8 protein-coding genes are annotated in these 12,590 nt (G+C 73.5%); 1 reads left to right on the top strand and 7 read right to left on the bottom strand.

Annotated features, from left to right (window positions below; all coding sequences use genetic code 11):
* Window positions 1-120: 120 nt before the first annotated feature.
* The 5 genes from ACZ499_RS10100 to ACZ499_RS10080 all read right to left on the bottom strand — a co-directional run bounded on the left by ACZ499_RS10100 (window position 121) and on the right by ACZ499_RS10080 (window position 6,265).
* On the bottom strand, window positions 121-2,040 hold the full coding sequence (locus ACZ499_RS10100; protein WP_468673552.1) for a serine/threonine-protein kinase: 1,920 nt from the start codon (window positions 2,038-2,040) through the stop codon (window positions 121-123).
* Between the two features lie 62 nt (window positions 2,041-2,102).
* Window positions 2,103-3,140, bottom strand: a complete 1,038-nt coding sequence (locus ACZ499_RS10095; RefSeq protein ID WP_468673551.1) for a serine/threonine-protein kinase — start codon at window positions 3,138-3,140, stop codon at window positions 2,103-2,105.
* 68 nt (window positions 3,141-3,208) lie between these two features.
* Complete coding sequence (locus ACZ499_RS10090) at window positions 3,209-4,465, bottom strand: glycosyltransferase 87 family protein (RefSeq protein WP_468673550.1); 1,257 nt, start codon at window positions 4,463-4,465, stop codon at window positions 3,209-3,211.
* A gap of 59 nt (window positions 4,466-4,524) precedes the next feature.
* Entirely contained in the window at window positions 4,525-5,331 is an 807-nt protein-coding gene (locus ACZ499_RS10085) for an ABC transporter ATP-binding protein (RefSeq protein ID WP_468673549.1), read from the bottom strand.
* The gene (locus ACZ499_RS10080) at window positions 5,324-6,265 is read right to left on the bottom strand and encodes an ABC transporter permease (RefSeq protein WP_468673548.1); all 942 of its coding nucleotides are present in this window, start codon (window positions 6,263-6,265) and stop codon (window positions 5,324-5,326) included. Before ACZ499_RS10080 ends, ACZ499_RS10085 begins: the two co-directional genes overlap by 8 nt.
* A 187-nt stretch (window positions 6,266-6,452) precedes the next feature.
* On the opposite strand from ACZ499_RS10080, the gene ACZ499_RS10075 reads away from it, so the two are divergent.
* On the top strand, window positions 6,453-7,079 hold the full coding sequence (locus ACZ499_RS10075; protein WP_385538796.1) for a TetR/AcrR family transcriptional regulator: 627 nt from the start codon (window positions 6,453-6,455) through the stop codon (window positions 7,077-7,079).
* Between the two features lie 87 nt (window positions 7,080-7,166).
* Here ACZ499_RS10075 and ACZ499_RS10070 read toward each other — a convergent pair whose 3' ends face one another.
* Together ACZ499_RS10070 and ACZ499_RS10065 are read right to left on the bottom strand one after the other, a co-directional pair.
* On the bottom strand, window positions 7,167-8,747 hold the full coding sequence (locus ACZ499_RS10070) for a hypothetical protein (protein ID WP_468673547.1): 1,581 nt from the start codon (window positions 8,745-8,747) through the stop codon (window positions 7,167-7,169).
* Window positions 8,748-8,805: 58 nt separating this feature from the next.
* Window positions 8,806-12,504: a bifunctional glycosyltransferase/CDP-glycerol:glycerophosphate glycerophosphotransferase gene (locus ACZ499_RS10065; RefSeq protein ID WP_468673546.1), complete on the bottom strand. Its 3,699-nt coding sequence runs from the start codon at window positions 12,502-12,504 to the stop codon at window positions 8,806-8,808.
* Window positions 12,505-12,590 lie beyond the last annotated feature (86 nt).

Below are 12,590 nucleotides of genomic sequence, written 5' to 3'. Positions count from 1 at the left end.
GGGGGGGGATGCTGGGGGGGGTGGGAAAAACAAGGAGGAGGAGACCAAAAAAAAAACCCCCCCCCCCCCACAAAAAGAGGGGAGCCACCCAAAGAAGGCCCCCCCCCCCCCGTCTTTCCTTTAGCGCGTCGCCTTCCAGAGCGTGACCGTGCCCTCGAATGCCGGGATGTTGTTGTCCGTGGACGGCGTCACCTTGGTGATCTTCCACATGGCCAGATTGCCCTTGGTGGTGACCGAGCACATGGTGTCGCCCGCCTTGATCAGGTGGTCGTCGTTGAGCGCCTGGGCCGAGGCGGATTTGGGCAGCGGGTTCTGCAGCGCGCCCTCGCGGCACAGCTCCGGCGTGGTGCCGTTCGCCTTGCCGAGCGCCTGCTTGAAGTCCAGCCGGTCGTCACGCGCCTCGAACTCGGTGTTGTCGTAGGCGAGCTTTCCGGTCGGGTCCACCGCCGGGGTGTCGAAGTCGATCTGCGTGGTGGAGAGCGACTCCGGCGTGCGCAGGGTGATCGGCTTGTCCTGGAAGACCACCGTGTACGTCACGTTGGCGGGCGGCGCCGAACTGTCGTCGCTCGCACCGTCCGAGGGCGTGGAGTCCGCCGCCGGGGACTGCTTCGGCGGGTTCTTGGCGGCGGGCGACTGCGTCGTGCCGCCCTTGGCCTGGTCGTCGCCGTCGTCCTTCTTGCCCTTGGTGATCCAGACCGCCGCGGCCGCGCCTGCACCGACGGCCACGACCAGGGCGGCCGCCATGAGGACGGTACGGACCCGGCGCTTCGGCTTCTTCTGCGGCGCGCCCTGAGAAGGCGCGGGGGCAGGCGCCTGGGCGTGGGCATGGGCCTGGGGGTGGGCCTGGGCGTGGGGGTGGACGGCGGGCTGCGGGGCCGTGCCGTAGCCTGCGCCGTACCCCGTGTCGTACGGGGCGCCGTACCCCGTGCCGTACCCGGGAACCGGGCCCGTCTGGGGACCCGTCTGCGGGGCGGGCGGTGCCTGGGTGGCCGGGGGCGTCGTCGGCGGGGCCTGGGGGACCTGCGGAGCGGTGTGCGGCGGGGCCGGGGGCATCGCCGGGGCCGCGGTGGGCGGCAGCGGGGGCTGGGACGGGGCGGGCTTGGGCGGCGTCGCGGCCGTCTGCTCGCTGCGGGCGATCTCCGCCGACACCGCCTCCGGCAGCCAGCCGGCGAAGTCCCGCAGGGCGCGCCCCGACGCCTGCTCGCAGAGCGGGGCGAGGTCGGCCGGGGTGATGCGCCGCGCCGGGTCGGCGGTCAGCGTGCACTCAAGGAGCGGGCGCAGCTCCGCCGGGTAGCCGCTCAGGTCCGGCGGCCGGTGCGCGGAGTTGGCGATCTGCGCGGCCACGGTGATGGCGCCGCCGTCGCCGTACGGGTGGCGGCCGGTGGCCGCTACCGCGGCGATCAGACCGAGCGAGAACACATCGGTGGCGGGCGTGAGCTGCTCGCCCAGCGCGTGCTCGGGCGACATGTACTGCGGCGTGCCGATCATGCCGCCGCTCGCGGTGAGCTGGGTGGCGTCGGCCGCGCGCGCGATGCCGAAGTCGATCACGTACGGGCCGCCGGAGCCGAGCAGTACGTTGCTGGGCTTCAGATCGCGGTGGATCACCCCGGCGGCGTGGACGGCGGTCAGCGCCTGGGCCGCGCAGCCGATGAGCTGGAAGACGGCGGGCAGCGGCAGCGGGCCGAACGAGGCCAGTGCGTCGTGCAGCGAGAGACCCGGCACATACTGCGTGGCGAGCCAGGGCTGGGCGCCGCTGGTGTCGTGGTCCACCACGGGCACGATGTGGTAGCCCTGCACCCGGCGGGCGGCCTGCACCTCCTGCTCGAAGCGGCGCCGGAAGTCGGCGTCCTGGCCGTACTCCCGGCGAATCACCTTGAGCGCGACCGGCTGTCCGCCACGGGTGTGCGAGAGGTAGACCGTGCCCATACCGCCCTCGCCGATACGGGCGAGGAGCTGGTAGCCGGCGGTCTCGCGCGGGTCCTCGGGCCCGAGTGGACTGAGTGTGTCGCCGGATCTGCTGATGGTTCCTCCCCCGGTCATGGCACCCGACGTGCCGTCAACTGCTGCGGGCGCAGAGCCTACGCGGGCAGCAGCCGCCGCTACTACTCAGCTCCGGAACGCCTGGTCCCGCGCACCCGCCGGATGAACTCGGCCGCGTCGGCGTCGCGCACCGTCAGCGGCGCCGTCGGGGGCATCGCCGCGACCGTGGGGGCGTCCGGCAGCGCCATCCGCAGCCGAACCGCCGCCTCCTTCGCGGCGATCGCGGCCAGATGCGGCGCGGGCAGCCAGTCCGCGAAGTCGAGCGGGCCGCGGCCGGACAGCCGGCGGCACAGCGTGGCCAACTCGGCGGCGGCGGGCCGATCTTCGGGCCGGGCGGCCAGACAGAGCCGGAGCACCTCGCGCAGCGGTTCGGGGTACGGCGTGAGGTCGGGTGGTTCGCGGTCGGTGCCCGCGATGCGCGTGGCGACCGCCAGGGCGTTGCCCCGCCCGTACGGATGCTGCCCGGTGGCGGCGAGACCGGCGAGCAGCCCGAGCGCGAAGACGTCGGCGGCCGGGGTGAGTTCACGTCCGAGGGCGTGCTCGGGCGACATGTACTTCGGGGTGCCCACCAGCTTTCCGGTGGTGGTGAGCCGGACCGCCCCGGCGGCCTTGGCTATGCCGAAGTCGAGCAGCCAGGGGCCGTCGGCGGCGAGCAGCAGATTGCCGGGCTTCACATCGCGGTGGATCACCCCGGCGTGGTGCACCGAGTCCAGCGCGCGGGCCGCGCAGGCGAGCAGGTGCAGCACGGCCCCGGGCGGCAGCGGTCCGTGCGCCTCCAGGGCGTCGTCCAGCGGGACGCCCGGGATGTGGCGGGTGGCGAGCCAGGGGCGGGGGCCCTGCGCCGAGTGGTCCAGGACGGGGGCGACATGGGCCCCGTACACCCGCTGGGCGGCCTCGACCTCGCGCGCGAAGCGGCGGCGGAACTCCTCGTTCTCCGCGTACTCCCTGCGGATCAGTTTGAGTGCCACCGGCTGGCTGCCGCGGGTGCGGGAGAGGTAGACCGTGCCCATGCCGCCCTCGCCGATGCGGGCTTCCAGGACATAGCCGGAGATCTGGCGCGGGTCGTCCGCGCGCAGCGGCGGAAAACGCGTGTCGGACACCTCGATCCCCCCTTCCCCCAGGGCCTCTTGCAGTGCTGCCGAGGCCCTCCTGCCGATGAGGAACGAGACTATCGCGGACCACTGACAACGGGCCCCGCGGCCGTCGCCGTCCACAGTCGCCGGCAGGACAGCAGCGCGGCGCCGAGCAGCAGTCCGTTGCGCAGCACCATCAGCGTGGTGGCGACCGCGGTCCCGGCCATGACCTGGTCGTACAGGGTCGGGAAGGCGAGGGCGCTGAGGACCGCGGCGGGCAGCGTCAGGAGTGCGACGGGCCGCTGGCTGGTCTGCCGGGAGGTCAGGCACACGGCGGCGAGGCCGAGCAGCCAGATCAGGTACTGCGGGCTGATCACCCGGCTGGTCACGGTGAACAGCAGGACCGCGCAGAGCGCAGCGTCCGCCGGGGTGGCCGCCGTCCACCGGCGCGCCCTGACCCGCCACAGCAGCAGCCAGCAGAACGCGGCCGCGGTCAGGGCGAGCGCGAGGGCGGCCACGCTCGACACGTACGGGCCGGTGAACTCCATCGCCCCGTACCGGTAGACGACCCGGCCGGGCCAGTGCGCGAGGAGGTGCGCGAGCTGGAGGGCGGTGCCGCCGAGGGACTCGATCTGGACGCCCCGGCTTCCCTGCTGGCGCAGGAAGTCGAGGGTGTGGCTGAAGCCGAGGGCGAGGACGGCGAGCAGGGCGGCGGCCGCGCCGAGCGCCGCCGTCCACGACGCACGCGTGGTGCGACCGCGCTGGGTGCCGATCAGGACCAGGGCCGGCCAGACCTTGACGAGGGCGCCGAGGCCCGCGAGCGCCCCGCCGAGCCGCGGTCTGCGCCGGACGCAGAGCAGGGCGGCCACGGCCGGGGCGGTGACCAGGACGTCGTAGCGGCCGTACGGGAGGTGGAGCAGCAGCGGCAGGCCGCCCACCCACAGCCAGGACCCCGCCGCGCTGCCGCCCGCCCGGGCCCCGGCCCGTACCAGCGCGAAGGCGATCAGCGCGTCGGCGGCCAGGGTCAGCGCGACGAACGCCTGGAAGAAGGTCAGGAACGGCAGCAGCGAGGGGGCGAGGATCACCGCGCCCGCACCCGGCGGGTACTGCCAGGTGGGGTCGCCGTACGGGAAGTGACCGGCGGTCAGCTGCTCGTGCCACTGGCGGTACAGGACGTACACCTCGCCGGTCACTCCGCCGACGCCGATCGAGTCGTCGACGAGGAGGAACAGCATCAACGCGCGCGTGGCGAGCCAGGTGGCGGCGACGGCGGCGTACCGGGTGCGGCGGCCGGAGGCGCCCGGGTCGGGGGCGGCGGACGGGGCGGGGATGCGCAGCTGCTGGGTCGTCATCGACCAGAAGTTTAGACTGGTTTAGGATATTTATTCCTACTAGTTGTAGGAGGTTGACCCTATTTCTTCTTGGTGTACTCCTCGTACGCGGCGACGACTTCCTCGGCCGGGCCGTCCATCCGCAGGACACCCGACTCCAGCCAGATGGCCCGGTCGCAGGTCTGCCTGATGGTGCCGTTGCTGTGGCTGACCAGGAAGACCGTGCCCGCCTCGGCGCGCAGCTCCTCGATCCGCTCCTGGCTGCGGCGCTGGAAGCGGGCGTCGCCGGTGGAGAGCGCCTCGTCGATCAGGAGCACGTCGTGGGACTTGGCGGCGGCGATGGAGAACCGCAGCCGGGCGCCCATGCCGGAGGAGTACGTACGCATCGGGAGCGAGATGAAGTCGCCCTTCTCGTTGATCCCGGAGAACTCGACGATGTCGTCGTAGCGGTCCCGGACCTCCTCGCGGGACATGCCCATGGCGAGTCCGCCGAGGGTGACGTTGCGCTCGCCGGTGAGGTCGTTCATCAGCGCCGCGTTGACGCCGAGCAGGGAGGGCTGCCCCTGGGTGAAGATCCTGCCCTCGGCGGTCGGGAGCAGCCCCGCGACGGCCTTCAGGAGGGTCGACTTGCCCGAGCCGTTGGAGCCGATCAGACCGATCGCCTCACCCTTGCGGGCGACGAAGCTGACGCCCTTGACGGCGTGCACCTCGCGGATGCCGGGGGTGGCCCTGCGGGAGGCGATCCGGCTGAGCGCGGAGGTCGCGCTGCCCCTGCCCTTGGTGGAGCCGCCGTTGACCTTGTAGACGACGTGCACGTCTTCGGCGATCACGGTGGGAGCGCCGAGCGCGGTGGGGGCGCCGGTCACGGCGGGAGTGCTGTCAGCCACGGCCGTACTTCTCCTCTGCCTTCCAGAAGTAGATGAACCCGGCGACGAGGGCGAGGACCGCCCAGCCGCCCGCGACGGCCCACACGTGCGGCGGGAGCTGCTTCGCCTTGAAGCTGTGGATCAGCGCGAAGCGCATCAGGTCGATGTAGACGGCGGCCGGGTTGTACTGGAGGACCTTCACCAGACCGTGCGGCAGCGAACTGCGGGTCATCAGCTGCGGCAGGCTCCACATGACGCCCGATACGTACATCCAGGTGCGCAGGACGAACGGCATCAGCTGCGAGACGTCCGGGGTCCTGCTGGCGACCCGGGCCATCGCGAGCGAGAGGCCGGTGTTGAACATGGCCTGCAGGATCAGCGCCGGGACGGCGATCAGCCAGGACAGCGCCGGGTAGACGCCGACGGCGACCAGGATCATCGCGAGCGCGGCGATGGAGAAGAGCAGCTGCTGGAGCTGCTGGAGCGCGAGCGCGACGGGCAGCGACGCGCGCGGGAAGTGCAGGGCGCGCACCAGGCCCATGTTGCCGGTGATCGCGCGCGTGCCCGACATGATCGAGTTGGCGGTGAAGGTCCAGATGAAGACGCCGGTGACCAGGAACGGGATGTAGTCCGGGACGCCCTGCTTGGTGCCCATCAGGATGCCGAAGATGAAGTAGTAGACCGTCGCGTTGAGCAGCGGGGTCATCAGCTGCCAGATCTGGCCCAGCTTCGCCTCGCTGTACTGCGCGGTGAGCTTGGCGGTGGCGAACGCCGAGATGAAGTGGCGGCGCTCCCAGAGCTGGTGGACGTACTCCTTCAGGTTCGGACGGGCTCCGCTGACCGTCAGGCCGTACTTGGCGGCCAGTTCGGCGGCGCCCAGGCCCTGGTCGGGGTCGACGGGCCGGGTGGCCTGCGCGGGGACCGGCGGGGCCGGCGGTGCTGCGGTCTGGCTCACAACGATCGCTTTCGACGTGGCTTCGCGGTCGGGTGCTCTTCGCGGGGACGCGGTGTCTCAAGGCCGGGGAGTGGCCGGGCGGTGAACCCGGGGTTACGACGGGACGAGTCCGTATCGTCGTAACGGCGAGAGTAGGACGTGATGACGTCGCAACGCAACCGTCTCGTCGTATCGCTATGCTCAAGACATGACCAACTCGGACGCCCCGGCCCCGGCCGAACCCCAGCGCCGCACCCCGGCCGGTGCCGCCGTGCTGCGCTCCGACGTGACCGAGGCCATCCGCAAGGCCGTGTTCGAGGAGCTGGCGTCGGTCGGGTTCGCCCGGATGTCGATCGAGGGCATCGCGCGCCGCGCCGGAGTGGGCAAGACGGCCGTCTACCGCCGCTGGAAGTCCAAGCTGAGCCTGGTCCTCGACCTGGTGTCCGCCTTCGCCGCGCAGGGCCTTCCGGTGCCCCACACGGGCTCGCTGTACGGGGACATCCGCGCGCTGCTCGCGGTGGCGTCGCTCGCCCTGCGCCACCCGGTCGCCTCGCAGGTGATCCCGGACCTGCTCGTCGAGTCCGTCCGCCACCCGGAGATCGCCGACGCCATCAAGAAGGCGCTGCTCGACGGCCAGAAGGGCGTCGCGGCGGTCGTCGTGCGCGAGGCCGTGGAGCGCGGCGAACTCCCCGAGGGCGCCGACCCGGACCGGGCCCTCGACCTGATCGTCGGCCCGCTGTACTGGCGGCTCGTGGTGGTCCGGGGCGACCTGCCGAAGGGGTACCTGGACGATCTGGCCACGTCGGCTGTGGCGGCACTGAAGGCGACGGGCTGAGGCGGTGTCGGGCTGATACGGCGACGGGGCCGGGCGTCCACTACGTACTACGTACGTAAGGTGCGCGCGCCCCTGGACCCCCGCCCCTCACCCCTTCCCGTACTCGACCCTCGCCAGCACCTCGCCGCTGTGCGGGCCGAACGCGACCACCACGGCCTCCTCGGGGAGGCGTTCCTCGGGTGTGAGCAGCAGCCAGTGGACGCCGTAGCGGCGGGCGATGGCCGCGCGCGCGTGGCGGGGCGTCGACGGGGACAGATACCGCTTCACCGCCGCCTTGCGGTGCAGCCGTTCGGGCTCCGCGAGCGCCGGGTCGGGCCAGACCGGGGCGACCAGGAAGGGTCCGTACCCGGGCAGTGAACGGACTACGTAGTAGTCGTCCGCGAGGACCGTCTCGCCGGGCCGGAGGTGCTGGGCGGCCCAGCCGTACGTGTCCCAGTGCGGCGGGCGCTCGACGCCCCGCACCCCCAGACTCGGCGTCACCGCCCCGGCCTGGGCCGAGATGAACCCCAGGCACGCCCCGGCCGCCGCGAGCGGGGCCAGCGCGCGGCGGGCCGTGGACCAGGGGCGCGGCCGGGCCAGCTCGACGGCGAGCGCGACCTGCGCGGGGACCGGGGCGACCGCGAGCAGCCGGCCGTACGTGTAGTGGCCGCTGACCCAGCCGTACAGGACGACCAGCCAGAACAGCAGCGTCATCAGCGCCAGCGGATCGCGCCGGTCGCGGCGCAGGCGCAGCAGCAGGGCGGGCGCGCCGAGCAGGGCCGCCAGCCAGTAACGGCCGGTCAGATCTTCATACAGGGCCCTGTGCATGGAATCGATGCCGGTGTCGCCGACGAGTGTGAAGATGTCGCAGTACGGCCAGGTCACCGTCACCGCCAGCGCGCCCGCCCCCGCCAGCGCACAGCGGGCGGCCGTCGCGCGGCTCCACGCCCCCTTCCGTGCGAGGGCGAGCCCGGCCGTGCCGAGCACCGCGGCGATCGCGGTGATCGGGTGGACGAGGACGACCACGCCGGTCAGTACGCCGAGCGCGGCGTACTCCAGTGGGGCCGCACGCCGCCGAGGGGTGCTGGAAGAACGTTCCGTCATACGGCCCGTCAGGGCCCAGACATGAAAGGTGAGTCCGATGGCGAACGTGCTCGGGTAGGACAGGTTGCCGGTCATCGACAGCAGGCCGAGGAACCCGCTCCACCATGTCACCGCGGTGCCCCACAGCACCGCCGAGAAGCCCAGCGCGAACACCGGCGCCCACGCGCGCGTGGAGAACAGCCGGGTGAAGCGGCCGAGTCCGGTGATGAGCACCAGCAGGTTGACCGGCCCGAAGAGCCGCACCACCACGCGGCCGGGCAGATCGGTGAGCTGCGCGAACACGCCCTGGACCACCGAGTACGGCGAGTAGTACGGGCTGCCCGCGCCCGGCAGGTCGGCCATCGGGTGGGCGGGGTTGAGCAGATCGGCCTTCAGCCGCTCCACCACGGCGGCGTGCGTGCCCAGGTCGCAGCACATCGGCACCCGCCAGGCCGCCGCCGATATCACCAGCCAGAACACCCCGCCGAGCACGAAGTACGGCGTGACGCGCCAGGCGGGACCCGGGGGCGGCGCGTCGGCGGGGCGGACGGCCGCGCGGCGGGGTGCCGGAAGCCGGGCGGGGCCGGTGGGAGGAAAGGTGCGCACAGGTCATCGGTTCCGTGGGGGTCCGCATCTGTCCCGGCATCCCGCGTCGATCACCCGATCAGCAGCCCGTCGTCAGCCGGTCGACGACCCGGCCCGCCGCCCGCCCGTCGTCCAGGTCGCAGAACGCGGTGCGGAAGGCGGCGTACGCGTCCGCGTGGGCCGGGGCGACCGTCTCCGGGTCCCGCAGCGCCTCCGCCACGGCGCCGGTGTCCGCGAGCAGCGGACCTGGTGCCAGCGCCTCGAAGTCGGCGTAGAAGCCGCGCGCGGTGTCGCGGTAATGGGCGAGGTCGTAGGTGTGGAAGAGCATCGGGCGGCCGGTGTGGGCGAAGCCGCAGATCAGCCCGGAGTAGTCGGTGACCAGGACGTCGGCGGCCAGCAGCAGCCCGGATGTCGTGGGGTGCGCCGAGACGTCACGGCCGCCGGGCGCGACTCCCGCTACGCGCGCGTGGCGTCGCACCAGGACGAGGTGGTCCTCCCCGAGCTTGCGCTCCAGCTCGACGAGGTCGAGCCCGGCCGGGTCGAAGCGGTGGGTGGCGGGGTGGCCGGGGCCGAGGGGGAGGTGGGCGCGGTAGGTGGGCGCGTAGAGCACCACGCGCGCGTCGGCGTCCGCGCCGAGGGCGGCGCGCACCCGGGCGCGGACGCGCTCCCGGCCGGGCGCGAGGAGCGGGTCGTTGGCCGGGTTGCCCGCCTCCAGGACCTCGCCGTCGTACGCGAGGGCCCGGCGCAGCACCGGCGTGGCCCACCGGCTGGGCGACACGAGCAGCGACCACTGGCGGGCCAGGCGCGGCAGCGCCTCGATACGGCGGTGGTCGGCGTGCGGGGTGCCGGTCAGGTCGGTGCCGATCCGGCCGAGCGGGGTGCCGTGCCAGGTCTGCACGACGGTCTGCCCCGGCCGTCGCTCGAACCACTCGGGCAGATGGTCGTCGGTGACGATGTGCCGGGCGGTGGCCAGCGCCTCGTACCAGCGGCGGCTGTACGGCTCGACGGGCGCGGCGCCGGGCGGGGCCGCGCGCAGCCGGTCGCCGGTGACCCACAGCGGGGTCAATCCGCTGTCCCGGCCGGCCAGTTCGGCCAGCACCGCGCGCGGGGAGTCGCCGCCCGTGAACAGGACGGTGTCGCCCAGCGGGCTGTGGCGGCGCCGGTCCGGGTAGTACGTCGTGCGCAGCCCGCGCTGCCGGTACGCCCCGCGCTCGGCCTCGGCGAGGGGGGACCCGGCGATGAGCTCCAGCCGGTCGCCGTGGCGGCGGGCCGCGGTGAACCCGCGTCCGGCGAGGGTGTGAGGGCGGGGGAGCGCGGCACCGGCCGACGTCAGCAGGCGTACCGGAACGTCACCCAGAAGTGTGGACCAGCGGCCCTCCACCAGTGACGCCGTCGCCTCCGGAGGCACGGTCGCCCGGAAGCGCACGCCGTCCCGGGTGACCGGTACGGCGACCTCCTCGCGCAGGACGGTGTGGCGCAGCACCAGGCGGGCGGCGGCGCCCCGGACGTCGTCCGCGCCCCATGTTCCCGCCACGGTCAGACTGCCGTCGGCGGCCCAGGCGACCGTGTCGACGAGCGGCCGCCGGGTGAGCTCGACCGCCAGGTTCCCGGCCGCGTCCGCGCGCAGGCACAGCCGGCCGAGGGCGCGCCCGGGCGCCAGGTCCAGCGCGGCCGGGACCGCGCCCAGGCTGCCGTCGGGATACCGGAAACGGGCCTCCCAGCGGTCTGCGTCCGGGGGTTCCACGCCCCGGGGCGCGATGTGGGGCGCGGGCGGTACGCCGGTGAGCCCGGCGAGGGGCACCCGCACGGCGAACCCGGCACGGTCCCGCCGCTCCCGCACGGGGAAGCTGAACTCCGTGCCGGAGGGCGGGTGGTGCAGGGAGAAGTGGGTGGGGTGGGGGGCGGGGCCGTGGAGACGGCCTAGGAGCTCGATGGTGGCTGGGGGTGGGGCTGGGGCTGGGGCCGTGGTGGTGCCGGTGCGCTCGTCCGTGCTCGTGCTCGTGCCCGCGCGCCCATCCGTGCCGGTGCTGGTGAATGTGCCTGCGTCCCCGCCCGCGTCCCCGCCCATGCCCATGCCCCCGCCCATGCCCACGCCTGCGTCCATGCCCCCGCCCACGCCTGCGCCCGCGTCCCCGCCCATGCCCGCGTCTCCGCCCGCGTCCGCGAGCCGGTGCGCCTCGGCCCCGTGAGTTTCGTTCTGGGGTTCCTCGACCACCCGGTGGGCCTCCACCCGCGCCCCGTACCGCCGCACCGACAGCACCAGCCGGCCCTCCCGGTACGCGGCCACCAGGCGCTTCCCGTCGGCCACTTCGTACACCCTGGGCTGGTCCTCGGAGCGGCCCAGGGGGCGGATGGCGGCCCGTCGGATCGTGCCGCCACCGGCCCCGGTTCCGGCGAGCACCACGCCCACCGTCCACTCGCCGTCGCCGAGACGGGCCGGGTCGAGCGTGGTCTCGAAGCCCGAGCGGTCGTAGTCGTGGAGCTCCTGGGCGGCGTTGTCAGTGGCGAGTGGCAGGCTGATGGTGCGGGTCGGGAAGCGGCGCAGCCGGCGGGTGCCGTGCTCCTGGGCCAGCGCGAGCACCAGCCTGCCCGGACCGGCGTTGCGTACGTACGCGAAGCCGGTCAGGCGCAGGGTTCCGTCCGGCTGCCGCTCCACCGCCGACAGCCGGGCCACCACCGGCAGTTCACCGCGTCGCACCCGGGCGGCGCGGCCCGTCAGCGCTCCGACGCCCGGGTACGAGACGCGGCCGCCCCGCACCGAGTACGTACCCACCCCGTTGGCCTGCTCGAAGGCCAGCACCTCTACCAGCTCCGCGAGCCGGTCCTCCCGCACCAGCTGCCACTTGACCCGCAGGTCGGGCGGCAGATCCCGGGTGACATCCGTGCCCGCGCGCTCCAGGAACGCCCGGGCGCCGGTCATGAAGGCCGCCCGGTAGGCGGGCCCGCCCATCGGCAGGCCCTCCAGGAAGTAGACGAAGTCGTCCCGCAGACAGGAGGTGTCGTAGTGCCGCCGCTGATCCGGCCTGGCCCCGGCCAGGAACCCGCTGACGTCCTCGCACGCGGCGATCCGGTCCCGTACGCCCCGGACATCGGTGCGCAGACGGGTGATCGAGCCCTCGCGCACCCGCCAGTAGTAGACGTGCTCGTGGAGGACGTCCACGGAGTCGGCGAGATAGTGCGCCGGGATCACCACCGGGGTGTCCTCGTACAGCCGGCCCACCGGATAGGTGAATCCGTGGCGGTCCCAGAACGAGCGGCGGAAGACCTTGTTCCAGGCGACGCGGTCGGTACGGAGGCGGGGGTCGCGGGTGATGTGGGTGCCGATCCGGTCGGCGGTGAGCCAGCGGTACTGCCAGGCCTGGCGCCGCCCGCCCGGGTCCAGGCGCCACACGTTGCCGGAGGCGAAGTCGGAGCCGGAGGCGTCGAGGGAGGCGGTGAGCCGGGCGTAGGCGTGGGGCGCCAGGACGTCGTCGCTGTCGGCGAAGGCGAGGTACTCGGTGCCGGGGGCGGTGTGCGCGACGCCCGTGTTGCGGGCGGCGCTGAGCCCGGCGTTGGGCTGCCGTACGTAACGGAAGCGGGCGTCCCGGCGGGTGAACTCCCTTGCGATGCCGGGGCTGTCGTCGGTCGAGCCGTCGTCGACGAGGACCACGTCGAGGGCCGTCATGGTCTGCGCGGCCAGGGAGGTGAGGCACTCCTCCAGATAGGGGGCGACGTTGTGGACGGGGACGACCACGCTCAGCCTCGGCGCGGGCGGTGGTGGTGCCTGGGGCTTTGGCACCTGCGGTACCGGCACTTCCGGGGGAACGGGCTGCGGTGGGTTCACGCCCGGTCAACCCGAGTGTCCTGTACTGGTTACCGATCATG

This window comes from Streptomyces sp. NPDC031265 (assembly GCF_055570295.1).
Note: the sequence above shows the minus strand (reverse complement) of the source record. Positions and strands in the feature narration are given on the sequence as shown.

Bases quoted from the DNA above. Each gene is read 5' to 3' on its own strand.
- ACZ499_RS10100 (WP_468673552.1), bottom strand. From the start codon at position 2,040: ATGACCGGGGGAGGAACCATCAGCAGATCCGGCGACACACTCAGTCCA.
- ACZ499_RS10090 (WP_468673550.1), bottom strand. From the start codon at position 4,465: ATGACGACCCAGCAGCTGCGCATCCCCGCCCCGTCCGCCGCCCCCGAC.
- ACZ499_RS10075 (WP_385538796.1), top strand. From the start codon at position 6,453: ATGACCAACTCGGACGCCCCGGCCCCGGCCGAACCCCAGCGCCGCACC.